Origin of the sequence: Streptomyces sp. NPDC088354, from assembly GCF_044753585.1 — a bacterium.
GTDB lineage: Bacteria > Actinomycetota > Actinomycetes > Streptomycetales > Streptomycetaceae > Actinacidiphila.
In genome coordinates this window covers 631,168-653,783 of record NZ_JBIVNJ010000001.1, presented here as the reverse complement: position 1 = coordinate 653,783, position 22,616 = coordinate 631,168, and the positions used below count along the sequence as shown (strand labels likewise).

Annotated in this window: 20 protein-coding genes and 1 pseudogene; 13 read left to right on the top strand and 8 right to left on the bottom strand. The window is 70.6% G+C overall.

Annotated features, from left to right (window positions below):
- The first annotated feature begins 1,232 nt into the window (after positions 1 to 1,232).
- From ACIP98_RS03055 to ACIP98_RS03020, 8 genes are all read left to right on the top strand, one after another.
- Positions 1,233 to 1,619 (top strand): hypothetical protein, encoded by a 387-nt coding sequence (locus ACIP98_RS03055; RefSeq protein ID WP_401973368.1) that lies wholly within the window; start codon positions 1,233 to 1,235, stop codon positions 1,617 to 1,619.
- Positions 1,620 to 1,800: 181 nt separating this feature from the next.
- On the top strand, positions 1,801 to 2,088 hold the full coding sequence (locus ACIP98_RS03050; RefSeq protein WP_401973367.1) for a hypothetical protein: 288 nt from the start codon (positions 1,801 to 1,803) through the stop codon (positions 2,086 to 2,088).
- A 385-nt stretch (positions 2,089 to 2,473) separates the two neighbouring features.
- Positions 2,474 to 3,415 carry a S41 family peptidase gene (locus ACIP98_RS03045; protein ID WP_401973365.1) on the top strand — a complete coding sequence of 314 codons (942 nt, stop codon included), beginning with the start codon at positions 2,474 to 2,476 and terminating at the stop codon, positions 3,413 to 3,415.
- Between the two features lie 356 nt (positions 3,416 to 3,771).
- Complete coding sequence (locus tag ACIP98_RS03040) at positions 3,772 to 4,281, top strand: hypothetical protein (RefSeq protein WP_401973364.1); 510 nt, start codon at positions 3,772 to 3,774, stop codon at positions 4,279 to 4,281.
- A 276-nt stretch (positions 4,282 to 4,557) separates the two neighbouring features.
- Positions 4,558 to 4,797 carry a hypothetical protein gene (locus tag ACIP98_RS03035; RefSeq protein ID WP_319663051.1) on the top strand — a complete coding sequence of 80 codons (240 nt, stop codon included), beginning with the start codon at positions 4,558 to 4,560 and terminating at the stop codon, positions 4,795 to 4,797.
- Between the two features lie 208 nt (positions 4,798 to 5,005).
- Positions 5,006 to 5,227, top strand: a complete 222-nt coding sequence (locus tag ACIP98_RS03030; RefSeq protein ID WP_401973362.1) for a hypothetical protein — start codon at positions 5,006 to 5,008, stop codon at positions 5,225 to 5,227.
- 631 nt (positions 5,228 to 5,858) lie between these two features.
- Entirely contained in the window at positions 5,859 to 6,833 is a 975-nt protein-coding gene (locus tag ACIP98_RS03025) for an aldo/keto reductase (protein WP_401973360.1), read from the top strand.
- Positions 6,834 to 7,199: 366 nt separating this feature from the next.
- Positions 7,200 to 8,201, top strand: coding sequence for a helix-turn-helix domain-containing protein (locus ACIP98_RS03020; RefSeq protein ID WP_401973358.1), 1,002 nt, complete (start codon positions 7,200 to 7,202; stop codon positions 8,199 to 8,201).
- Positions 8,202 to 8,291: 90 nt separating this feature from the next.
- On the opposite strand, the gene ACIP98_RS03015 is transcribed toward ACIP98_RS03020, so the two are convergent.
- The 6 genes from ACIP98_RS03015 to ACIP98_RS02990 all read right to left on the bottom strand — a co-directional run bounded on the left by ACIP98_RS03015 (position 8,292) and on the right by ACIP98_RS02990 (position 14,736).
- Entirely contained in the window at positions 8,292 to 9,152 is an 861-nt protein-coding gene (locus tag ACIP98_RS03015) for an alpha/beta fold hydrolase (protein WP_401973357.1), read from the bottom strand.
- A 228-nt stretch (positions 9,153 to 9,380) separates the two neighbouring features.
- Positions 9,381 to 9,602 (bottom strand): helix-turn-helix transcriptional regulator, encoded by a 222-nt coding sequence (locus ACIP98_RS03010; RefSeq protein ID WP_319663048.1) that lies wholly within the window; start codon positions 9,600 to 9,602, stop codon positions 9,381 to 9,383.
- Complete coding sequence (locus tag ACIP98_RS03005; RefSeq protein WP_319663047.1) at positions 9,602 to 10,093, bottom strand: DUF2975 domain-containing protein; 492 nt, start codon at positions 10,091 to 10,093, stop codon at positions 9,602 to 9,604. Before ACIP98_RS03005 ends, ACIP98_RS03010 begins: the two co-directional genes overlap by 1 nt.
- 133 nt (positions 10,094 to 10,226) lie before the next feature.
- On the bottom strand, positions 10,227 to 10,502 hold the full coding sequence (locus ACIP98_RS03000) for a hypothetical protein (protein WP_401973355.1): 276 nt from the start codon (positions 10,500 to 10,502) through the stop codon (positions 10,227 to 10,229).
- Positions 10,503 to 10,816: 314 nt separating this feature from the next.
- Complete coding sequence (locus tag ACIP98_RS02995) at positions 10,817 to 12,322, bottom strand: metallophosphoesterase family protein (protein ID WP_401973353.1); 1,506 nt, start codon at positions 12,320 to 12,322, stop codon at positions 10,817 to 10,819.
- Positions 12,323 to 12,399: 77 nt separating this feature from the next.
- The gene (locus ACIP98_RS02990; protein WP_401973352.1) at positions 12,400 to 14,736 is read right to left on the bottom strand and encodes an FdhF/YdeP family oxidoreductase; all 2,337 of its coding nucleotides are present in this window, start codon (positions 14,734 to 14,736) and stop codon (positions 12,400 to 12,402) included.
- Between the two features lie 230 nt (positions 14,737 to 14,966).
- Between ACIP98_RS02990 and ACIP98_RS02985 the strand changes: the two genes are divergently transcribed.
- The 3 genes and pseudogenes from ACIP98_RS02985 to ACIP98_RS02975 all read left to right on the top strand — a co-directional run bounded on the left by ACIP98_RS02985 (position 14,967) and on the right by ACIP98_RS02975 (position 17,944).
- Positions 14,967 to 17,027: a SpoIIE family protein phosphatase gene (locus tag ACIP98_RS02985; RefSeq protein WP_319663043.1), complete on the top strand. Its 2,061-nt coding sequence runs from the start codon at positions 14,967 to 14,969 to the stop codon at positions 17,025 to 17,027.
- Positions 17,028 to 17,061: 34 nt separating this feature from the next.
- A pseudogene (locus ACIP98_RS02980) lies at positions 17,062 to 17,432 on the top strand (hypothetical protein); the annotation flags it as partial.
- A gap of 290 nt (positions 17,433 to 17,722) precedes the next feature.
- Positions 17,723 to 17,944, top strand: coding sequence for a cold shock domain-containing protein (locus ACIP98_RS02975; RefSeq protein WP_319663042.1), 222 nt, complete (start codon positions 17,723 to 17,725; stop codon positions 17,942 to 17,944).
- Between the two features lie 10 nt (positions 17,945 to 17,954).
- Here ACIP98_RS02975 and ACIP98_RS02970 read toward each other — a convergent pair whose 3' ends face one another.
- Positions 17,955 to 18,395, bottom strand: coding sequence for an Lrp/AsnC family transcriptional regulator (locus ACIP98_RS02970; protein WP_319663041.1), 441 nt, complete (start codon positions 18,393 to 18,395; stop codon positions 17,955 to 17,957).
- 4 nt (positions 18,396 to 18,399) lie between these two features.
- The gene (locus tag ACIP98_RS02965) at positions 18,400 to 19,758 is read right to left on the bottom strand and encodes a transaminase (RefSeq protein ID WP_319663040.1); all 1,359 of its coding nucleotides are present in this window, start codon (positions 19,756 to 19,758) and stop codon (positions 18,400 to 18,402) included.
- Positions 19,759 to 20,079: 321 nt separating this feature from the next.
- Between ACIP98_RS02965 and ACIP98_RS02960 the strand changes: the two genes are divergently transcribed.
- A complete protein-coding gene (locus ACIP98_RS02960) occupies positions 20,080 to 20,289 on the top strand; it encodes a heavy-metal-associated domain-containing protein (protein ID WP_319663039.1) in 210 nt (69 codons plus the stop codon).
- Positions 20,286 to 22,589: a heavy metal translocating P-type ATPase gene (locus tag ACIP98_RS02955; protein ID WP_401973351.1), complete on the top strand. Its 2,304-nt coding sequence runs from the start codon at positions 20,286 to 20,288 to the stop codon at positions 22,587 to 22,589. Before ACIP98_RS02960 ends, ACIP98_RS02955 begins: the two co-directional genes overlap by 4 nt.
- The last annotated feature ends 27 nt before the right edge of the window (positions 22,590 to 22,616 follow it).

Genomic DNA, 22,616 nt, shown 5'->3' with positions numbered 1-22,616 from the left:
GCGTGCCCGTTCCAGCGGGACATTGCGGGGACTCACGGGGAACAGGGGCGCCAATCACACTCCGGCGCAGGTCAGGGAGTTGCCAGGTCAGCCGGCACCCGCATACGGCGTCTTCCAAACTGGTGCTCCACGACCGCCGCCAGCGACAGCAGCGGGTGATCCCGGGACGCAAGAGCTGAGGTGAGTGGGTGTGTGAGGCGGTGGTTCAGGCAAGTCGCGGTTGATCCATAATGCGATCATCGTGCGCAAGGTCGAGGAGAGCGCGGTGGCGGAAGCCCAAGGCGATAGATGGTGGCTGCAAGGTCTGGGGCTAACGGCCGCAGCGATCTGGTTCGGAGCCCGCGCGCTGAGCGGAGGGCGGCCGCTGCTGCTGCGGTTGGGTCTCGGAGTAGGCGCGGTCTGCATGCTTGTTGCAGTGGGCGGACTTGTGGTCGACCGAGTCCGCAGTACCAGGAACGACGGCAGGACATCTGTCGGCGATGTCAGCGGCCACGAGTAGCAGGCCCGCGCGCCGCGCGGTGCCGGCGCCAAAGACTTCGCATCATCAGTTGTGCACCTGGCGGCCCAAGCTGTCCAGCCGCATAGGACTCGGCGCAGTCGCAATGCTCTACGCGGCAGTGGGGGTTCTTGCTGCTCCTGATGCGATCTCCGGAGATCCTGGCGCCATCATGGTGCTGGTCATAGCCCTCGGCGCCTCAGCCATCTTTGCTTGGCACCTATGGCGGAGCGCCCTCACGCTCACGGCAGACACTCTGGTCATCGCAAGGTTGTTCCACACGCAAAGCCTGCACTTGGCCACCATCGCGTCAGTGGAGCCCGGTTATACGGGCCTAGTGATCACGACCCAGGATGGCGCGACATACACTGCCACAGCAGTGCAGAAGGCCACGACGTCCGCATGGTTCGGTCGGCAAACACGTGCGGACGAGGTCGCTGATGCCATCCGCAGTGCGGCCAGCCTCCCCACGCACAGGCAACATCGTCGGCGGTGGCTGAAGGCCTGAGTGCAACAGCTATCTGCCATCACTGAGTGTCTAACTGCGCTACAACGGCCCCGTACCAGGGCACACAATTACTGACGCTCCCGGACAGTCCGCCCAGGTCACGGGCGGTTCAGCCGCAGGTCGCAGCACCGCATGCATTGCTTCGGGACGAAGAGGCCGTGAGCTAAAGGCCGTCGCGCTCGGTCAGTGAGCCGTCAGGGCTCAGCTGGCGCGTGCGAGGATCGTGCCGTGGCCACTATCGATCCTTCGTTCCGCCGGCGCCTGTGGGTCGAGTCGCTCACCGTGCTGGCCGCTGATCCCTCGGTCCAGGTGGAGTGGCTGGACAAGTACGGCGTCCCCACGGATGAGATCGCCTTGGACTTCGATCACGCCTTCCTCTTGACGGGGCAACTGGTGGAAGAGGGACAACTCAGCCGCGATGTGTTGCCCGACCTGCACGACATAGACGTGGTCTTGAACGAGATGAGCGGTGACCAGAACGCCGCCCGGTGGGCCAAGGGCGCACTTTTTAGCGATCCAGGGTGGATCAAAGCACGCCAACTGGCCCGCCGGATCCTCATCGCCGAATTCGGCGAGTGGAGAGCGCCCATGCCGGACATCTGCGTCATCCGATGAGGGGCCGTGCGCTCGTGCCACTCTCGTGCCAGAACAGGCGGGGAGCCAGGGGGAATCGCGGTGCGCAGGGGAACGCGCCGCCCACTCCGTCCAAGGCGGGGAATCCACAGGTCAGGCCGGTGATCGCCCCACCTCGCTCCTAAAGCGGTACTCCGCGCCTGGTGGGTGAGACCATCCATGGATGGCAGACGCACAGCTCCCCCCTGGATGGACCCTTCAGCAGATCCGTGACGTATCCGGGGACAAAGAGGCTGTCGCCCTGAATCCAAACCGGGTGGTGAAGTGGGTAGCCCGCCCCGGAGCCCCCGACGAGGTCCTGCACCCGGAGATCGTTCTCGGATTCCACAGCCTGTGCCTCGTGAAGCCTGTCCATGATGACGACTGGTACATGGGCAGCCTGTACGAAGACGGCAGCATCGACTGCTGGTCAGCATACGCTGATCTATATGAGGCGTTGCGCGGTCTGTAGGAGCACAGGCTGAAGGCTTCCGACATCCACGGCTGACATCAACGACGCCGGACAGAGCCGTACACCAGAGTCTCTGTCCGGCCGTCGCCCGAGTCGTCGGCAGCAGGCAGCGTGGAGCCGGGCTGAACTTACAAGTCAGTACTCAGTGTCGGGTCCGACGCCGGCGGGATCGCTTGCCGCTGTCTGAACGTGGTGAGATCATCTCGCGCGCACGCCAAAAGCTGGGTGCTGCAATGGGGGGACGACGTCAATGGCCTGCATGGTGACGGTCCGGGTCCGGACCGCTGGGTATGTACTCTTGTGCGCCGTTTTGCTCACCGCGGGCGATGCCGTCCCCATGAGGGCGGCTGAAGGCAGGGTTTCCCCGAACGCCGCATCAAACGGTATGTCCCCGCAGGCCCGGGCCTACCTGGATCACGCGCTGAGTCTGTTGCAGCAGTACTCCATTGCCAGCGAGCACACCGACTGGGCCGATCTGCGGCAGTGGACCTATTCACTCGCCCAGGGCGCACAGACCGCCGACGACACTCATCGTGCCATCGATGACGCGGCGCGGTACCTCAACAAGCACAGCGAGTTGGATCCTCCGGAGATGGTGAGCGCGAGTCAGGCGGTCCCGGCCGCCAAGGTGCCCGTTCCGACGGGCCGCGTCGTGTCGGGCCGGGTTGGACTTGTCGTCCTGCCCGAGAGGCTTTTCGGAAGGTCCACGGCGGACCGGCGGTACGTCCAGGCCGCCCGTGCCGCCGTGCGGAGGCTGGACCGCGCCGGCGTATGCGGCTGGATCGTAGACCTGCGCGGAAACCGCGGCGGCAGCATGGACCCCATGATCGCCGCCGTCGCACCGCTGTTCGGTAACGGGCGGCTCGGCCGATTTGTTGCCCCGAACGGCGATGCGTACCACTCCTGGTCCTGGGCCATCCGCGGCGGGCAGCTCCACCGCGAGTTCCCCGGGAGCAGCCAGGCAGAGACCTTCGGGACCTCCCCTTACGAGCTGAGCCGTCCCGTCCCGCCCGTGGCTGTACTGACCGACAACTCGACGGCAAGTGCGGGTGAGGCCACCGCAATCTCCTTCCGTGGACGCCCGTATACCCGGTCCTTCGGCTCCCCCACCGCCGGAGTGCCCTCGGGCAACATCACGTTCACGCTGAGCGACGGCGCCCACCTGGCCATCACCAGCGTCGCCGAGGCCGACCGTACCGGTCACCGCTACGACCCGGACACTCCGCTGGCGCCGGACCAACTGACCCAGCCAGAAGAGGCTGAAGCCGCAGCAACAGCGTGGCTTCAGCAGCAGCCCCCATGTGCCTCACCCGACGGCAGAAGATGACGGCAACGGAGCCGAACGCCCGAGGACCTCGGCGGAAGCAGGCGGCCTGCCTCGGGCCCATGTCGTAGGGCCGTAGCAGCGCGCGCACAGCCACGAACGAACTCCTAAAGCGGGTGTCGCAGGTTCGAATCCTGCCTGGGGCACAAGGGAAAGGGCCCTGGACCGATCGAGGTCCGGGGCCTTTGACATCTACTTCTGACATCAACGGCGGCGTTCGATGGCGGCCATCCGCTGGTCTGCCGACTCTCCGGATGCGATCACCCCACTCGCCGTTTCGAGCGCCCTATGAACGCTTGTGGTCGACAGCCACTGACGTGACACGATGCCGGTCCGGCGTGGTCGACAGGGGGTACAGCATGACCGAGGACGAAGCCGTCGAACAGCTGAAGATGCTCGCGCGGTCACGTGCGTTCGGACGCCACGTGGGCTCCGATCGGCTCATCAAAGTGGCACTCGACGCCCTCCTGGTCGACGTGGACACGCCGTCGCTGCCGCTGCTGGCCGGCCTCGGTCGGCGCGAGGAACCCGAGGCGTCCGGGCTGTTCGATCAGGTGATGGAAGAGCTCGGATTCGTCTTCGAACCACCAGCCGATCCGACTGCCGCTCGTTGGGAACTGGCCTACTGGCTGGCTGATCAGATCGCCGATGGTTCACTCAACCCCGCAACAGGCGCGGACATGGTCTGGACCGAGGCAGCCATGGAACTCCGATATCCGCCCGAGTTGCAGCCCATTGTCACGTGCGCCATCCAGCTCGACGACTGGAACGAGGACTGGACAATCTCCCGGGACGAGATCACCAGCAATGTCGTCCGAGCGGCTCACGAACTGCTGCGGAACCGAGCGTCGTCAGCCCCGAGGCACTGAGCCCGCGTTCAACGACGAGACCCCAAGCTGCCATAGCCGGGGGTCTCCATTACTTTCACGGCATGCGGCGACCGGTCACCGGGCGACGCGCCTTCTCAACAGCCGGTCCATGTGGCTGAGCAGCCGCCATGGGGCGAGCCTCGAAGATCGGGGCGCACATCGAGCTATTCGGGCAGGCAAGAGCCAGCCCGATGCGCGGCCGGCGAACGGGCCCCGAATTTCCGCCCCACGGCAGCTCCCGGCGAAACCGCTGTGCCGAGCTCCGAGCGTGCGCCTGTGGACACCGGCACTGCTCCGGACGGCCCGCCGTCCGATGCCGAGTTCGAGCAGTACCGCGACCTGCTGCCGCGCTACTGCGCCCATGAGCTCGGCCAGTGGGAAAACCTCATGGCCGAGACGCCTGCTGGGCCGGCCTCTGTGATCTCCAGCCGAGCGCTCCCGCCGGGTGCGGGCGTCGAAGCCCGCCGACCGTTCTCACGGGCCGTCGCCGGGCCGGCCGAGGCGAACGACCATTGACGGACGAGAACAACCGCACGGCTTCACCACAGGTCAGAAGCCGTGGGCGATAGTCCGGCGCAAGTAGGGTGCTTGGCGCGTCACTTCCAGAGGAGCCAGTCGAAACCCGCTCCAACACCGGTTCCCTGCGGGAGCATTGACCTACCGGGCAGAGGTGAGCACCATACGCTTGTGATCAGGCATCCTCACGCGATGACACGGGGCCGTCATGGCAGTTGAACCACGCCACGACATGCGGCTGCGCGTCCGTCTGCGCGGCTACCTCCTCGCCGTGCTGATCAGCGCCGGGTGGGTGGTCATAGGTCACTGGTGGCTCGCTGAACCATGGTCAGCGAGCGCGGAGACCATGCTCTTGCTCCTTGCGGTAGCCGTGCTCTACAGCGAGATCCGCGCCTGGCGACTCCGTCGCACCCACCGTATGCCCGATTGAGCGGAAGCAACGGGCGGCAACAATGACCCGGATCAAGGGTATGGGCCGGCCGCCGGGTGCCGAGCTCCTGAGCGTTCCGGACTGCCGGCGGTGGGCCGTCGAGGTCTCCTGATCGGCACACTCCTGACAGCGCCGACCGGAGCACCTGACGCCGCTTGCAGTGCCTTCCCAGCACCGGCACCGGCGCGAGCCGACATCACCAGATGGCCTCAACGCCGATGGACGAACCCGGAACCAGGAAGCCGAAGACGACCGGAGACGTCCATGGAGGCGCCTTCGCAGGCTCGAACCCTGCCTGGAGTACAGGGTCAGGGCCGGCCGGTTCAGGGGCGTGATCCCCCGGAACCGGCCCCTTCTCGCGATCACGGCCGCGCCACGCATGTGCAAGAAGACGCGCTGGGTGCTCCGAGTGGCCTTCGTCGGCGTCGTCACCGAGACTGACGTCGCCCGCATCCGGATCGGCCCTCGGCCGCGGGTGCCCGACGCGCCGGAAGCCTGCGGCGCCATGATCACTCACGCCACAGCAGCTCCCGGCCAAGGATGCAAGGTCCCGCCGACCTTAGTAGACGACCGGTCGTCGAGTTAGCATCGGTCGTAGCAGTCCGATCCGACACGAAGGCAGAACACCGGCATGCGTACTACCACCCTGGGCACCCGTGGACCCGAGGTCGGCGTCATCGGCCTGGGCGCCATGGGCATGAGCTTCGCCTACGACATGGCCACCCAGCGCGACGAGGCCACCTCCGTCTCCGTCATCCACCAGGCCCTCGACCTGGGCGTGACCCTGATCGACACCGCCGACGTCTACGGCCCCTACACCAACGAGGAACTCCTCGGCCGCGCCCTGACCGGACGGCGCGACCAGGCCGTGATCGCCACCAAGGTCGGACTCGAATCCATCGACCCCACCGGCGGCCCCGGCGGCTCCCCACTGGTCAAGCCCAACGGCCGGCCCGAGCACGTCCGCGCCGCCATCGACGCCAGCCTGCGCCGCCTGAACACCGACCACATCGACCTCTACCAACTCCACCGCGTCGACCCCGACGTCCCGATCGAGGAGACCTGGGGCGCCATGGCCGAGGCGGTCACCGCCGGCAAGGCCCTCCACCTCGGCCTCTCCGAAGTCACCGTCGAGCAGATCCAGCGCGCCCACACCATCCACCCCGTCACCAGCGTCCAGTCCGAGTTCTCCCTGTGGACCCGCGACGTCCAGGCCGAAGTCCTGCCCCACTGCCAACAGCACGGCATCGGCCTCCTGCCCTACTCCCCCCTCGGCCGCGGCTTCCTCGTCGGCCGCTTCACCTCCTTCGACGAACTCCCCCAGAACGACCAGCGCCGCCGCCTGCCACGCTTCCAGCAGGACAACCTCCGCGCGAACCTCGACATCGCCGCCAAGGTCCGCGCCGTCGCCGACCGGACCGGAGCCACCCCCGCACAGATCGCCCTCACCTGGCTCCTCACCCAGGGACCCCACATCGTCCCCATCCCCGGCACCAAGAACCCCACCTACCTCGCCGACAACGCCGGCGCCGCCGACCTCCAACTCTCGATCGCCGACCTCGCCGACCTCGACGCCATCCAGGCCCCCATCGGCGCCCGCTACTGACGGTCCGGTCCCGTCCCGACGTCGCGTCCACCATTCGCGTCGAGCGGTTCGGCACAGGGAAGAAGGCCCCGCACGGATCATGGTGCGGGGCCTTTGGCATCCACTGTCGACCTCAGCAGCGGCGGCCGGTGGCGGCCGTGCCGCCGATCGGCCGCCTCCCCCGGGCTCCCGAGCCCCTGCGGCTTCCGAAGGGGAGCGGCGGCGCCTCACAAGACGGCACCCGCGGTCCGCCGGCGTCCAGCAAGATCACACGGAAATAAAGTTTCATAATGCAGTAAAGCCCGTAAAGCGGTCGATTTACCGCAGTACGGTGGATGCCTGCCCCGCACAACGCAGGCTCCATGACCGGTTCAGGAGGAAGCCCGCATGGCAGATCGACTTGATGTGGCGTCGCTGCCTCCCGGCGATCGCGCGGAAGCGGTCCGTGAATTCTCGTGGGCCATCAACGGCCGCATAGAGGTGGGCCTCCCGCCGAACCCGAATCACCTGATGGCCAATGCGACCACCAGCGCGGTGGGGTCGGTGACCGTCTCGGAAATCGGCTGGAACGTGACCCGCCTCCGCCGTGCTGATCCCCCCGTGGACGAGGACTTGGTGCCGCACGTTCACCTACATCTCCAGGAGGCCGGGGTCTCCTGGTTCCAGCAGGGAGGAAGGCAGGGCGTGACACGGGCGGGAGATCTCGTCGTGCTCGAGAACGCGAAGCCCTATGAGGTCTTCTTCCACGGCACGATGCATTCGGTCCTCGTGCGCGTCCCGACGAACGTCCTGGGACTGCGACCGTCCCTGCTCGAGCAGGTCACAGCCGTGGGCCTCAGTTCGGAGCGCCCGGTCGTGGGTGCCACGGTCGGGTTCTTCACCCGGCTGGCCCGTGCTCACCCCACCGCCGACGAGGCGGAGACCGCCCTGCTCGCGGAGCCCTGTCTCGACCTGATCAGGGCTGTGGTCACCATGACCCTGGGTCGGGACGACCTGGCCGGAGCACCTCTCAACAACACACTCCTTCATCGTGTTCAGGAATACGTCCGCCTCCATTTGGCAGAACCCGACCTGACTGCCGCGCGTATCGCGGCCGAGCATCAGGTGTCCGTACGCCAGCTCTACCTGACCCTGTCCCGAGCGGGAATCACCCTCGGCGAATGGGTACGGACGCAGCGCCTGGAGCAGTGCAGGAGGGAACTGGCCTCGTCGGTGCATCAGTTCATGACGATCGAGGCGATCGCCCACAGGTGGGGATTCGCCAGCGCACCCCACTTCAGCCGCGCTTTCAAGGCGGAGTACGGCGTGAGCCCCCGCGAGTTGCGGCTGCACCACGCGGCAGCGAGAACGGACTCTCCGGTGGCAGTGCTCCCCGGCGGGGAGCACTGACCGGGCCTGCCTGACCGTCAGGCCCTTGCCGGTCGCCCAGGTGCCGGCAGGCGCCCGCATCACTTCCCGCGCGACAGACCGCTCGGCCTGTCAGTCCTCGGAGAGGAAGTCGTCCAAAGCCTTGAGCCAAGCGCGGGGTTGGTCGATGTGGGTCATGTGCCCCGCTTCCTCGATCACCGCGGCTCGTGCGGTCGGGATCAGCTCGACGGTGGTCTCGACGAGGTCAGCGGGGAAGGTCATGTCCTGGCGTCCGTGCAGCAGAAGCACGGGAATGCCGGTGTCCGCGAGCCGCTGGGCCGCATCCGGATGGCGGGCGCTCGGCAGTGTGCCGGCCTGCCAGGGCCGCATCCACTCGGCGGAGAAGCGGATGCCTCTCAGCACGTCGAGACAACCGGGCAGAGCCTCCGGGCGCCAGACGTTGGCCGGCGCGGCGGCCAGAGCGGCCGCGCGGGTGAGTTCGGGTCCGGACAACGAGGGGTCGGACCACACGCCGGCCTCGGCCGTCATGCGTTCAGTGCGCTCCTGCCAGCCCTCGAACGCGTCCGGGGGCACCGGCAGGACACTGCTCGACGCGATCACCAGGCGGCGGACCCGCTCGGGAGCGGCCAGAGCGAGCCGCTGGGCGATCAGCCCTCCGTAGGAGAAGCCGAGGACGTCCGCCCGCCCGATCTCCCATGCGTCCAGCAGCCGGACGAGGTCGCCGGCCGCCGCTGCGGGGGTGTACGCGTCATCGGCCAGGCCCCGGGTCGACCGCCCGCAGCCGCGCAGGTCCGGCAGGATGATCCGGCGGTGGTCGGCGAGTTCGGCGACGGGCTCACGCAGATAGGTGTGGTCCCAGTCAGGACCTCCGTGCACCACCAGCAGAGGCCGCTCGGCGGAGCCGCCGGTTTGCGTGACGAACAGGTCCACTGCGGGATCACTCGACACCGGCACAAGAGTCTCGATGAACATCTGCCCAGTGTTCCCGTCCCGCGCCGTCACGGTCTCCCACCGGGCCGCCTTCACGCGGCTCGGTTGCACGCGTGCTTCCTGGGCGGCATGACGAATCCCGGCGGCCCGCACGTGAAGCGCACTGCCGGGCGGCGCGGGTTCCGGCCGGCCCGGCATCGGATCGGGCAGCCGATCGGCCGCATCGGCCCGGGGTGATCCGCCGCCCCGGGCCGATGCGTGACCGAAGGCTCATGCGTCCGCGGTGACCTCGGCCTCCCAGCGCAGCAGGTCTCCCGGCTGGCATTCGAGCACTTCGCAGAGCGCGGCGAGGGTCGCGAAGCGCACCGCCTTGGCGCGGCCGTTCTTGAGTACGGCAAGGTTGGCGGGGGTGATCCCGACGCGGTCCGCGAGCTCGCCCACGGACATCTTGCGCTTGGCCAGCATCACGTCGATGTCGACGGCGATCGGCATCAGATCACCTCGTCCAACTCGGCCTTCAACTGCGCCGCTTCGACGTCGCGCGCCACGGCCTGGGCGAGCAGTATCCGCAGTACGAGCACGATGAGCGCGACCCCCAGGATGGCCACGCCGATCCCGCCCATGATGAGGGTGACACCCGGGTCTTCCCGCTGGCCCGGCGCATTGACGGCCGTGACGGCGAACCACAGGAGGGCGGCCGCCACGATCGCGCCGATCACGGCGTCCACGGAGCGGAAGGCGGCGTGGGAGAACACGGTTCCGCGTCGCACCATCGTCACCAGCCGCCACACGGCGACCAGGGCGACCTGGGCCGCCACCATGCCCAGGATCGTGATCACGCGGAACGACGTCAGGGGGAGCGACCCGTCCTCCGGGTCGCTCCCCGACACCAACACCCACACCATCGACACCTGCACGAACACGGTGCCGGCGAGCACCACCACGAGCACGGCGTGCAGCGCGTGCACTGTCAGCTTTCCCATGACCCCTCATCCCATTGACTAACGATGGGAATCTATCGAATTTCGATAGGCGAAGCAAGAGGCTGAGGCGGCCCGGGGACGCGATTCCCCGGGCCGGCTCTTTCGCGTTCTCGCGGTCACGCAACGCCGTGCGCTAGGCGATCGACGCCCCCGGCGCCGGTTCGAGTCCGGCGGCGAGCAGGAATTCGGCGGGGCCGATGACGCCGGTGGCCGTGCCGTCGTCCCACTCCACCAGGAGTTCCGGGCGTCCCTCGTTCCAGGAGTCCGGGGTCCGCTCGACGCCGCCCTCGCCGTGGCGGTGGCGCAGATACAGGTACCGGCCGCCGACGGTCCAGGCGTCCCACTGGGACGGGCAGCCGTGGCATGTCCGGACGACCCGCGCCAGTATCCGGCCCTCTGCTCCGATCATGCGGCGATGTTCACCCTGGTGGCGTCGGCCCGGCAAGGGGTTTCCGGGCGGGGAGCACCGTGACTGCGCGTGGCTTGCGGTCAGGCAGCGCAGGGCCGGCGGTGCGCCTCGGTCCTCTCCCTCATCCGCCACGACACGCGGCGCACGGACCACCCACCCCGACGGCACCGGCCGGTCCACCCGACCTCCAAGCGGTGCGCTCCACCACCCGGGCGGTGGAGGTGTTCGGGCACGGGAGCGTGCACGGGCAGGCGTCGGTGAGGCAGGTGGCCCGGCTGCCGAGGGGCGCGGCAGGCGCCCCCTCGGCGGGTGGCTCAGGCGCCGCCCGGCAGGGGGATCGTGAAGTCGTCCTCGACCGGCGGGTCCACTTCGTGCTCCCGCAGTCCGGTGGCGGCGAAGCAGCGCACGCGCACCGCGGCCGGGCTCACGTCCAGCCGCAGGAAGCTCTTGAAGAACGGCGGGCTGTACGTGGCGGAGCCCGGGGAGAGCAGCCGGGTGAGGACCCGGCGGACGGGAAGCCGCATCCGGCGCCCGCGGTGCGGACGGGGCGGCGCACCCAGCAGCCCGGCGACGAAGCGGGTGCGCGCGGTGACCGCCGCGCCGGTGGCACGGACCGGCTTGAGGTCGAGGCGCTCGGCGAGGGCCGCGGCCGCCTGGTCCGGAGTGAGGTCGAAGAACCGGCGCATGCGCAGCCGGCGGCCGTAGAGGCGGCTGTAGAACGCGAGGGAGTCGCCGCGCATCGGGTAGCAGCGGAAGTCGTCCTCGGTGACGCCGCCGACCGCCACCCGCGGGATGGTGTGCGTCGCGTGCATGAAGGCCCCGCCGCCGCCGGAGACGACGTACTCGATCCGGCGGCCGTCCACGTCGACCGGGTAGTGCTGGTAGTTGTGGATGTCGCCGCCGATCGCCGCGACGTAGTGGTGGGCCGGGTCGCGGACGATCTCGTCGACCGTGCCGCCGCCCTCGATGGCGCACGGGTGGTGCTCGCCGTCCACGTAGATCGGGGAGCCGGTGACGAGGATCTTGGGACGCGGCCCCCGGGAGACCCGGCGCAGCCACTCGCCCTGCTCGCGGTCGATGTCGCCGAGGAGCCCGGTGTCGATCCCGATGATGCGTATCGGCCCGGTGTCCATGGCCCAGTACGGGCCGGGCAGCGACGCGGCCTGCGCGGGGGCGGACCGCATGAGGCGGTCCGCGTCGAGTCGGGCGTCGTCCGGTGTGTCCGGCTCCGCCCACAGCAGCGTGCGCCACCAGGCGGGCGTGAGCGCGCGGGGCCGGGGGGACCGCGGGAGCGCCGGGGCGCGGCAGAAGACCCGCATGAAGCCGGTGAGGCCGTCGTACCAGTCGTGGTTCCCGGGGATGGGGTAGATCGGGGCGTCGTAGTCCCGGTAGGGCCGGAAGAACTTGGTGCCGTACTCGTTGGCGCTGCCGACGGGATAGAGGACGTCACTGCAGATCACGGCGTAGCGCGTGCCCTCCCCGGCCTTCAACAGACCGGGGACGACGGCGTACTGGGGGTCGTCGCCCTCGCCGGTGTCGCCGAGCAGGAGGAACGAGAACGCGTCGGGGTCGTCCCGCTCGATCACCAGGTCCCCGGTCGCGGCTCCGCGTTCCACCTGGCCCGCCACCCAGCGCTGCCGGTCCGCGCCGGTCGGGTCGCCGAACAGCGCGGCCAGCGGGCCGTTGCGCGCCTTCCAGAGCGTGGCCGGGTTCAGCCACGACAGGTTGACCACCCGGGCGGGCATCAACTCCTGGTACGAACCGGGCTTCTGGCTCTCCCAGCCTGCGCCGGCCAGGGAGTCGCGGGAGGAGTCGGGCACCCGGGCACCCTAGCAACCGGTGGGGACCCTTCCGGTGGCGCGGGGTGGGCGTGACCTCCGTGGGCCACGCGGGGGCCTCACGGGACGGCACCGGCCGGCTCAGCGGCGACGGGCCTGGGAGCGTCGGGGGGTGAGGAGGGGACGATGTGCGCCCGCACGCTCTTCATCAGCGGCTGGTCGCTCTGCGTGCTGTAGTCGGCCGCCCCGATGAGCACGTTCATCTCCGGCATGTAACCGGCGGCGCAGCCCGCGGGGAGGTCGTAGGCGATGGCCTGGTAGCCCGTCAGCTGCCGGCGCGTGCCGTCCTTGGAGGTGCTGGTGATGTCGACGAGGGAGCGGTCGCGGATGCCGCGGGCGCGCATGTCGTCGGCGTTCATCAACACCAGGGTGCGCAGTCCGGTGATGCCGCGGTAGCGGTCGTCGTCGGAGTAGATGGTGGTGTTCCACTGGTCGTGCGAGCGCATGGTCTGCAGGACGAGGGCGCCGTCCCGGGGGACGGTGTCCGGCAGCGGCGCGGCGGAGAACTCGGCGCGGCCGCTGGGGGTGAGGAAGACCAGTTCGCGTGCGGGCTGGCGGATACGGAAGCCGAGGGGCAGGCGGACGCGGCGGTTGAAGTCCTCGAAGCCGTCCAGGACCTGGGCCATGGTGTCGCGGATGCGGTCGTAGTCCTCGATCCAGCTCTCCCACGGAGTGGTGCTGCCGGGGAGGGCGGCGCGGGCCATGCCGGCGATGATCGCGGGCTCGGAGAGCAGGTGCGGGGAGGCCGGCTTCTTCATGCCGACGGAGAGGTGCACCATGCTCATGGAGTCCTCGACCGAGGTCGCCTGAATGCCGCGCTGCTGGAAGTCCCTCTCCGTCCGTCCCAGGCACGGCAGGATCAACGCGCGCCGGCCGTGGGCGAGATGGCTGCGGTTGAGCTTGGTGCTGACGTGCACGGTCAGCTCGCAGCGCGCCATGCCCTCCCGCGTGTAGGCGGTGTCCGGCGCGGCCAGGACGAAGTTGCCGCCCATGCCGATGAAGACCTTCACGCGGTCCTCGTGCATGGCCCGGACGGTGCCGACCGTGTCGAGTCCGTGTTCGCGGGGCGGGTCGATGCCGCAGACGCCGGCGAGGCGGTCCAGGAACTGCGCGGTGGGCCGGTGGTCGATGCCGCAGGTCCGGTTGCCCTGGACGTTGCTGTGACCGCGCACGGGCGAGGGTCCGGCGCCCTCACGGCCCAGGTTGCCGCGCAGGAGGAGGACGTTGACGATCTCCCGGACGGTGTCGACCCCGTGTTCGTGCTGGCTCACCCCCAGACACCAGCTGATGAGGGTCCGGTCGGAGCGGGAGTAGACGTCGGCGGCCTTGAGGATGTCGGCGCGCGGGAGGCCCGACTGGCGTTCCAGCTCGTCCCACGTGGTCGCCTCGCAGACGGCCCGGTACTCCTCGAAACCGTCCGTGTAGCGGTCGACGAACTCCCGGTCGACCGCCTTGGGGTCGTGCCGGGCCTCTTCCAGGACCGCCTTGGCGATGCCCCTCAGGAGCGCCATGTCGCCGCCGCTGCGCACCTGGAGATTGAGGGTGCTGGTCCCGGTCGGCTTGAACAGCGCCATGTCGGTCATCTCGTGCGGGACGATGGTCCGCGTCGCGGCCGCTTCGACGAGCGGGTTGACGTGCACGATCTGAGCGCCCCGCCGGTACGCCTCGGCCAGGGCGGTGAGCATGCGCGGGGCATTGGAGGCCGCGTTGACGCCCATGATGAAAAGCGCGTCGGCGCTTTCCCAGTCCTTGAGGTCGGCGGTTCCCTTTCCCGTTCCCAGGGCCGCCTGCAGGGCGCGCCCGGAGGCCTCGTGGCACATGTTGGAGCAGTCCGGCAGATTGTTCGTGCCGAATTCCCGGGCCATCAACTGGTAGAGGAACGTGGCCTCGTTGCCCAGCCGTCCGGACGTGTAGAAAGCCGCCTCGTCCGGGCTGTCCAGGTCGTGCAGTGTCCGTCCGATCAGGTCGAAGGCGCCCTGCCAGGAGATGGGGACGTAGGTGTCGGTGTCCGGGTCGTAGACCATCGGTTCGGTCAGCCGGCCCTGGTCCTCCAGGGCGAACTCGCTCCACCCGTCGAGCTCGGAGACGGTGTGCGCGGCGAAGAACTCTCGGGTGACGCGCTTGGGGGTCATCTCCCAGGTGACGTGCTTGATGCCGTTCTCGCAGATGTCGAGCCTGAGGCCCTTGGTGTCGTCGGGCCAGGCGCATCCGGGGCAGTCGAAGCCGCCGTTCTCGTGGTTCATCAGGAAGATCGCGCGCGGCCCGTCGATCAGGGCGCGTTCGCGCAGGAGCACACGCGTCACGCTCTTCGCCGCTCCCCAGCCGGCCGCGGGATGCGTGTACGCCTCATTGCCATGGCTCTCGGGACGGCTCTTGCGATCACGGCGCTTACTCATTCTTTTCAGCGTAGTCCGGTTCCCCACGACCGCATTTCGCGCTCTTTCATCCTGCGGACGTCGGGGACAATGCGGCTCCCGCAAAGCGTCTTTCAGTCGTGCGCCCCGCCCGTCCCACTCCGGTGGCGGAGCCCGGCGTGCGGTGTATTTACTGAGAGCGTGGTTTCAGCCGTACCCGAGGAGCCGAGGTCATCCATGGCGCCGCGACGACGAGACGGCCGGGCGCGGACATGAGCGCCGGCCCCGTGGCGGAGGCCACGGGCAGCTTCGAGAAAGCCCTGTTCGACCAGTCGCGGGCGGGGCTCGAGGTGTACGACGCCGATCTGCGGGTGCTGCGCGCGAACCCCGCGTCACTGCGGATGCGCGGCATGCCGGCACGGTCCGTGATCGGGGCGCAGCTGGAGGAGCTGGACTCCGGCATCCCGTTGTCACCGGTGGTGCGCGAGGCGCTGCGGACCACCGGCGCGCTGGTGGAACGTCCCGTCGCCGCGTACCCAGGGGGCGACCCCGAGCACCGGCACGAGTACGACGTCGCCGGGTACCACCTGCAGGACGGCGGGGGACACACCATCGGCGCGGCCTGCGTGTTCCATGACGTGACGGGGCAGGGGCGGGTCCGGCGGGGCATGGACCTGCTGAACGTCGCCCGCGCGAGAATCGGCAGCACCCTGGACGCGCTGCGGACCGCCCAGGAGCTCGCCGACGTGGCCGTTCCCGGCTTCGCCGACGCCGTCGCCGTCGATCTGCTGGAGTCGGTGCTCAGCGGGGACGCCCCCATGGGCCCGATCGCCACCACGCTGCCGATGCGGCGGGCCGGGTTCAAGGCCCGGGAGGGGCACGTCGGGGCCTACCCGATGGGCGGCGCCAGTTACTTCGCGTTCCCGACCCCGTACACGCAGGCACTCAACGACATGCAGCCGCGGCTGGTCGGCGTGCTCCCGCAGGAGGGCGGGTGGCTGCTCCACGACCGGGTGCGGGCGGAGTTCATCGCCCAGAGCGGGATGCGCTCGCTCATCGTGACGCCGCTGACCGTGCACGGGCTGGTGATGGGCCTGGCCAGCTTCTACCGGAACGGCTCGCACCCGGGCGCCTTCGACGACGAGGACCTGGCGCTGGCCACGCAGCTCGCCGCGTGCACCGCGCTCTGCCTCGACAACGCCCGCCGCTTCACCCGTGAGCACACGATCGCGACGGCCCTCCAGCGCAGCCTGCTGCCGCGCACACCACCGAAGGTCGCGGCGGTGGAGCCCGCGCACTGCTACCTGCCGGGCCGGTACGGCGCCCACTGGTTCGACGTGCTCCCGCTGTCCAGTTGCCGGGTGGGGCTGGTCATCGGCTACGTGCCCGGGGAGGGCCTGCACGCGTCGGTCGCGATGGGACGGCTGCGCACCGCCGCCTCCACCCTCGCCGCGATGGACCTGCCGCCCGACGAGCTGATCACCCACCTGGACGACGTGGCCCAGAACCTGGCCCGCGAGCAGGAGGCGGACCCGGCCACCCTGCACCACGGGCGGGCGCCGTTCACCGCGTCCTGCCTGTACGTGACGTACGACCCGATCACCCGGCAGTGCTCGGCCGCCTCCGCGGGGCACGACGGGCCCCTGCTGACCACCCCGGGGGGCGCCGTCAGCACGCTCGAGGTGCCGCGCGGGGCACCGCTGGGGCGCGGCGCCCCGCACGAGATGGTGACCACCGAGCTGCGCGACGGCAGCCTGCTGACGCTGTACTCGGACAGCGTCGCCAACCGGTACCCGGCCGAGGCCGGCGAGCGGCTCAGCCGGCTGTGCGACGTGGTGTCCGACCCCACGACCGCGCCGATGGAGATCTGCGACGCGGTCGCGTACCGGCTGCTGCGCGGCACCCCGCAGGACGGGGCGGCACTGCTGGTGGCCAGGCTGCGCGGCATCGACCCGGACCGCATCGCCACCTGGACCTTCCCGGCCGAGGCCGCCTCGGTCCCGCAGGCCCGGGAGGCGGCACGGGAACGGCTGGCGCACTGGGGGCTGGAGGAGCACGTCCCCGTCACGGACCTGGTCGTCAGCGAGCTCGCCACGAACGTCGTCCGCCATGCCGTCGGGCCCATCAGGCTGCGCCTGATCCTCGACCTCAACCTCACCGTCGAGGTGTCCGACGCCGCCGACACCGCCCCGCACCTGCGGCACGCCCGGCTCCAGGACGAGAACGGCCGCGGTCTGTTCATCGTCGCCTCGCTCACCCGGCACTGGGGGACGCGCTACGAGGACAACGGCAAGACCATCTGGGCCGAGCAGGACCTGTCGTCCGCGGCCTGACGTCCGGCTCTGCGCCTTCCGCATCCGCCGCGGCGCGGATGCGGTGGTGGACCGCCTCGTGGTGCCGGCGCAGGTGCCGGCGCAGTATCCGCTCCTCCCGGAGAAGCAGTTGACGGACCTGCACACCTTCGTGCGCAAGCTCCCGGTGCCCGACACCGCGGGGTCCTGGCACCCGGCCCCGTCCGCGGACTGCCGGAAGACCGAGCCGGTGCGCACGATCCGCACCAGGAAGGTGCCCCGCTCCACGGGAATGCGGAGGCCACCGAGAGGCACCCGGCGCAGGTCGAGGTGGACTACGAGGACATCCCGGCGCAGGCCGTCAAGTTCGCCCGCGAGGAGGCCAACGGCGCGGAGGTCACGGACCGGCGCGTGGGCGACGCCGTCCTCGGCCACCTGTTCGGGTAGCCCCAAGAGAGCGCAAGCTGACACTGGACGTCGAAGCCGGTCCAGGGGTGGCAGTTGGGGGTTCACGTCCCCTCTGCGCCTCTCCGTGGCGCGGTGGCGCACAGGCGGAGCACGCGGGGCCTCACCACGATCCGCGGCTCTTGGCCGCCGCCGGTGTGCGCAATCGGGCGGTATCCCCGGAGCCCGGGAGCCGGATGCGCCCCCGGGCTCCGTCACGTCCGGGGCGGTGCCGCGGCGGTGCGGGTGAACAGCGCGGGCCGGGTACCGCGCGGGCGCTTACGCTCGGCTGTATGGCGAACGCGACCGTACGCGAGTGGAGCGACGAAGAGGGCTGGGGCGTGCTGGACTGCGCCGAGACCCCCGGGGGCTGCTTCGCGCACTACAGCGACATCGAGATGGCCGGCTTCCGGACGCTGTCGGCGGGTCAGCCGGTGGTACTGGAGTGGGAGGCCCCGGGCTTCCTCCAGGACGGATACGAGTACCGCGCGCTGCGGGTCGTGCCGAAGGGCTGACCGGCCGGCGTCAGCCCACGTCCCACAGGAAGCGGTGGGTGTGGATGCCGAAGTAGGGGAAGGTGTCGACGCCCACCACGCCGTCGAGGGGCCGTACGACGTCGTTGACGAAGTCCAGCAGCTCGGGCGGGCCGGGACAGACGACCTCGGCGAACAGGGCGTAGGGCCCGGCGGTCAGCACGGCGTAGACGACCTCGTCGCGGGCGGACAGCGTGTCGGCGACCGCCCGAGGGTCGCCGTCGACGCGCAGGCCGAGCAGCGCCATGGCCTGCCCGCCCATCGCCATCGGGTCGGTGACGCCGACGACCTGCACGACCTTTCCTTCGACGAGCCGCTGCAGCCGCTGGCGCGCCGCGGACGGGGAGAGCCCGACCTTGGGGCCGAGGTCGGCGTAGGGGATGCGGCCGTCGGTCTGGAGTTCGCGGAGGATCGCGCGGTCGATGTCGTCCACGGGGTCAGCCTGCCAGTTCCGCCAGCGCGTCGGCGAAGAGGGCGGTGTGGGTGTCGACGTCGGCGGCGGTGGTGGCCGGGCACATCAGGGCCATGTTGTGGAACGGCGTCATGAGCACGCCCCGGTTGGCCGTCCACAGGTGCAGGAAGTCCTCCAGAGCGGGGTCGGCGACGGCCGCGGACGCGGTGCCGGTGCGCGGGGCGGGCGAGGCGAAGCGGTACTCCGTGCGGGCGCCGAGGGTGCTGACGGACCAGGGCAGGCCGTGCTTGACGACGGCGTCGGCGACCCCGTCCGCGAAGCGGGCGGCGAGAGCGGCCATCCGCTCGAACGCCGCGTCGGTGAGGACGTGTTCGAGGGTGGCGCGCATGGCGGCCACGGACAGGGCGTTGCCCGCGAGCGTGCCGCCGACGCCGCCCATGTCGACGAGGTCGAGGTCGCCGCGGCCGAGGAGCCGGTCGGCGAGCTCGGCGGACAGGCCGTAGGCGCCGGCGGGGACGCCTCCCGCAATGGCCTTGCCGATGGTGAGGATGTCCGGGGCGAGGCCCCAGGCGGCGGTGGCGCCGCCGGGACCCGCGGAGAAGGTGTGCGTCTCGTCGTTGATCAGCAGGACGCCGTGCCGGCGGGTGATCGCGCGGACCCCGTCGAGGTAGCCGGGCTCGGGCAGCACGATGCCGATGTTGGTGAGCGCGGGCTCCATCAGGACGGCGGCGACGTCCCCGTGGGCGAGTTCGCGCTCCAGGCCCTCCAGGTCGTTGAACTCCGCGACGCGGCTGGTCGCGGTGACGTCGCAGGGCGCGCCGACGTTGCCGGGGCGGCTGACGCCGCCGCGTCCGCCGGGGCCGGTGACGATCAGCGACTCGTCGACGCTGCCGTGGTAGCAGTAGCTGTGGAAGAGGATCTTCCTCCGGCCGGTGACCGCCCGGGCGAGCCGGATGGCCCACCGGTTGGCGTCGGTGGCGGTGAGCGAGAACGACCAGCGCGGCAGGCCGAAGCGGCGGGCGAGTTCGGCGCCGACCCATTCGGCGTCCTCGGTGGGCAGCATCGCGGTGGCACCGCCCTGCTCGCGGAAGCGGCGCTCGACGGCGGCGGCGACGGGCTCCGGGGAGTGCCCGGCCATGGCGCCGGTGTCGCCGAGGCAGAAGTCGACGTACTCATGGCCGTCGATGTCGGTGACGCGGGCCCCGCGGGCCCCGGCGAGGTAGCGGGGGAAGGCACCGGCGTTCTTGTTCATCCACGTCATCGGCACCCGCCCGAAGAGGTGGTCGGCCGCTTCGTAGGCGGCACGCGACTTCGGGTTGCGGGCGACGGCGTCGGCGGTCTCGCGGGCTAGCAGCGCGCGCAGCCGGGTGCGGTCGATGGACATGGGCGCTGCCTCCTGTGCGGCCGATGACGCGACCCCGGTGACGCTACAGCGGAATCGAGCGTCGCATCAATGCTTCGCGCAGGAATCGCGCGTCATGGCACCGCATGCGTGATCGCCCCGGGCGGACATCGCGCGGCCGCAGGTCCGGCCGGCCCGGCACCCTTCACCGCAGCCGGCCGCCGCCGGCCCGTACGCCCGGACGCACGCCGGCCCGCGCTTTACGTCACTCATACCCCTAGGGGGTATGATGGGGTCATCAGGTGGGCGACGGCGCGATCCTCGCCGCACACCGGAACACGCACTTACGCACAAGGAGAATCCATGTCTGTCACCTACAGCGTCTCCGGAATGAGCTGCGGTCACTGCGAGTCCGCGGTCAGCAAGGAGGTCTCCGCCCTCCCCGGCGTGACCGGGATCGAGGTGGACGCCAAGACCGGTCTGCTCACGGTCGTCTCCGCGGCCCCGCTGGACGACGACGCGGTCCGCGCCGCCGTCGACGAGGCGGGCTACGAGCTGGTCGGCAGGGCATGACTCCCGCGGATCGCCCGCAGGTCCTCCCGCCGGCCGCCGCGGCCGCGGTCACCGAGCTCGAACTCGAGATCGGCGGGATGACCTGCGCCTCCTGCGCCGCACGGGTGGAGAAGAAGCTCAACCGGATGGACGGCGTCACGGCCACCGTCAACTACGCCACCGAGAAGGCCAAGGTCGCGTTCGGCGACGGCATCGGCGTGACGGACCTCATCGCCACCGTGGAGGCCACCGGCTACACCGCGGCCCTGCCCGCGCCGCCGGCCCGCGCCGCGTCGCCCGGCGACGCCGCGGCCGACCCCTCCGCGCCGTCCGCGCCGTCCGCGCCCGACGAGCTCACCACCCTGCGGCAGCGCCTCGTGACCGCCGTCGCCCTGGCCGTGCCCGTGATCGCCATGGCGATGGTCCCGGCCCTGCAGTTCACCAACTGGCAGTGGCTCTCGCTGACGCTGGCCGCGCCGGTCGTCACGTACGCCGCCTGGCCCTTCCACCGGGCCGCCTGGACCAATCTGCGGCACGGCGCCACCACCATGGACACGCTGATCTCGCTGGGCACGCTCGCCGCCTTCGGCTGGTCGGTGTGGGCGCTGTTCTTCGGCGAGGCCGGGATGCCCGGCATGAAGCACCCCTTCGAGCTGACCGTCGCCCGCGGCGAGGGCTCCGCCAACCTCTACCTGGAGGTCGCCGCCGGCGTCACCGCCTTCATCCTGGCCGGGCGTTTCTTCGAAGCGCGCTCCAAACGCCGTGCGGGCGCCGCGCTGCGCGCCCTGATGGAGCTGGGCGCCAAGGACGTCGCCGTGCTGCGCGACGGGCGCGAGGCGCGGATCGCGACCGCGGACCTCGCGGTGGGCGACCTGTTCGTGGTCCGTCCCGGCGAGAAGATCGCCACCGACGGCGTCGTACGGGAGGGGACGTCGGCCGTCGACGCGGCCCTGCTCACCGGTGAGTCGGTGCCCGCCGAGGTCGGTCCCGGGGACACCGTCACCGGCGCGACCGTCAACGCCGGCGGCCGGCTGGTCGTGGAGGCCGTCCGGGTCGGCGCGGACACCCGGCTCGCGCACATGGCGCGGCTCGTGGAGGACGCCCAGAACGGCAAGGCCGCCGCCCAGCGGCTGGCCGACCGCATCTCCGCGGTTTTCGTGCCCGTCGTGATCCTGCTGGCCCTGGGCACCCTCGGCGTCTGGCTGGCGCTGGGCGAGGGCCCCGTCGCGGCGTTCACCGCGGCCGTCGCCGTCCTGATCATCGCGTGCCCGTGCGCGCTGGGGCTGGCCACGCCGACCGCCCTGATGGTCGGCACGGGACGCGGCGCGCAGCTCGGCATCCTGATCAAGGGGCCCGAGGTGCTGGAGACCACCCGCCGGGTCGACACCATCGTGCTCGACAAGACCGGAACGGTCACCACCGGTGTCATGACCCTCACCGGCGTGCACACTGCCGACGGCGAGCGGGAGAAGGAGGTCCTGCGGCTGGCCGGCGCCCTGGAGCACGCCTCGGAGCACCCCATCGCGCGGGCCGTCGCCACGGCCGCCCTGGAGCGCGCCGGCGACCTGCCCGACGTGGCGGACTTCCGGGCGCTGCCCGGGCTCGGTGTCCAGGGCACCGTGGACGGTCGCGCCGTCACCGTCGGCCGCCAGGCGCCGCCCGCACCGCTGCCGGAGAAGCTGGTCCTCGCCAAGGCGGAGGCCGAGGCGCTGGGCGGCACCGTGGTGACCGTCTCCTGGGACGGACGGCCGCGCGCCCTGCTGGTCGTCGCGGACGCGGTGAAGCCGACCAGCGCCCGGGCCGTGGCCATGCTGCGCGGACTCGGACTCACCCCGGTGCTGCTGACCGGGGACCACGAGGCCGTCGCCCGGTCGGTGGCCGCCGAGGTCGGCATCGACGCGGCCGACGTCGTCGCCGGGGTCATGCCGGAGGAGAAGGTCGCCGTCGTCCGGCGGCTCCAGGCGCAGGGCCGCTCGGTCGCCATGGTGGGCGACGGCGTCAACGACGCGGCCGCCCTGGCCCAGGCGGACCTGGGGCTGGCCATGGGCACGGGAACGGACGCCGCCATCGAGGCGAGCGACCTGACCCTGGTCCGGGGCGACCTGCGGGTCGCCGCGGACGCCATCAGGCTGTCGCGCCGCACCCTGGGCACGATCAAGGGCAATCTCTTCTGGGCCTTCGGCTACAACGTGGCGGCACTGCCGCTGGCCGCCGCGGGCCTGCTCAACCCGATGATCGCGGGCGCCGCGATGGCCTTCTCGTCGGTGTTCGTCGTGGGCAACTCCCTGCGGCTGCGCGGCTTCCGGTCCCTCGCGGACTGAACCCGGCCGCCCCGCACCCGCGCCGTG

What these genes read in the sequence shown, in the direction of transcription:
- ACIP98_RS03015 (WP_401973357.1), bottom strand. Translation starts at nt 9,152, where the DNA reads ATGTTCATCGAGACTCTTGTGCCGGTGTCGAGTGATCCCGCAGTGGAC.
- ACIP98_RS02985 (WP_319663043.1), top strand. Translation starts at nt 14,967, where the DNA reads ATGAGCGCCGGCCCCGTGGCGGAGGCCACGGGCAGCTTCGAGAAAGCC.
- ACIP98_RS03030 (WP_401973362.1), top strand. Translation starts at nt 5,006, where the DNA reads ATGGCAGTTGAACCACGCCACGACATGCGGCTGCGCGTCCGTCTGCGC.
- ACIP98_RS03040 (WP_401973364.1), top strand. Translation starts at nt 3,772, where the DNA reads ATGACCGAGGACGAAGCCGTCGAACAGCTGAAGATGCTCGCGCGGTCA.
- ACIP98_RS03020 (WP_401973358.1), top strand. Translation starts at nt 7,200, where the DNA reads ATGGCAGATCGACTTGATGTGGCGTCGCTGCCTCCCGGCGATCGCGCG.
- ACIP98_RS03010 (WP_319663048.1), bottom strand. Translation starts at nt 9,602, where the DNA reads ATGCCGATCGCCGTCGACATCGACGTGATGCTGGCCAAGCGCAAGATG.
- ACIP98_RS03050 (WP_401973367.1), top strand. Translation starts at nt 1,801, where the DNA reads ATGGCAGACGCACAGCTCCCCCCTGGATGGACCCTTCAGCAGATCCGT.
- ACIP98_RS03045 (WP_401973365.1), top strand. Translation starts at nt 2,474, where the DNA reads ATGTCCCCGCAGGCCCGGGCCTACCTGGATCACGCGCTGAGTCTGTTG.
- ACIP98_RS03000 (WP_401973355.1), bottom strand. Translation starts at nt 10,502, where the DNA reads ATGATCGGAGCAGAGGGCCGGATACTGGCGCGGGTCGTCCGGACATGC.
- ACIP98_RS02955 (WP_401973351.1), top strand. Translation starts at nt 20,286, where the DNA reads ATGACTCCCGCGGATCGCCCGCAGGTCCTCCCGCCGGCCGCCGCGGCC.
- ACIP98_RS02965 (WP_319663040.1), bottom strand. Translation starts at nt 19,758, where the DNA reads ATGTCCATCGACCGCACCCGGCTGCGCGCGCTGCTAGCCCGCGAGACC.
- ACIP98_RS03005 (WP_319663047.1), bottom strand. Translation starts at nt 10,093, where the DNA reads ATGGGAAAGCTGACAGTGCACGCGCTGCACGCCGTGCTCGTGGTGGTG.
- ACIP98_RS02975 (WP_319663042.1), top strand. Translation starts at nt 17,723, where the DNA reads ATGGCGAACGCGACCGTACGCGAGTGGAGCGACGAAGAGGGCTGGGGC.
- ACIP98_RS03025 (WP_401973360.1), top strand. Translation starts at nt 5,859, where the DNA reads ATGCGTACTACCACCCTGGGCACCCGTGGACCCGAGGTCGGCGTCATC.
- ACIP98_RS02990 (WP_401973352.1), bottom strand. Translation starts at nt 14,736, where the DNA reads ATGAGTAAGCGCCGTGATCGCAAGAGCCGTCCCGAGAGCCATGGCAAT.
- ACIP98_RS02960 (WP_319663039.1), top strand. Translation starts at nt 20,080, where the DNA reads ATGTCTGTCACCTACAGCGTCTCCGGAATGAGCTGCGGTCACTGCGAG.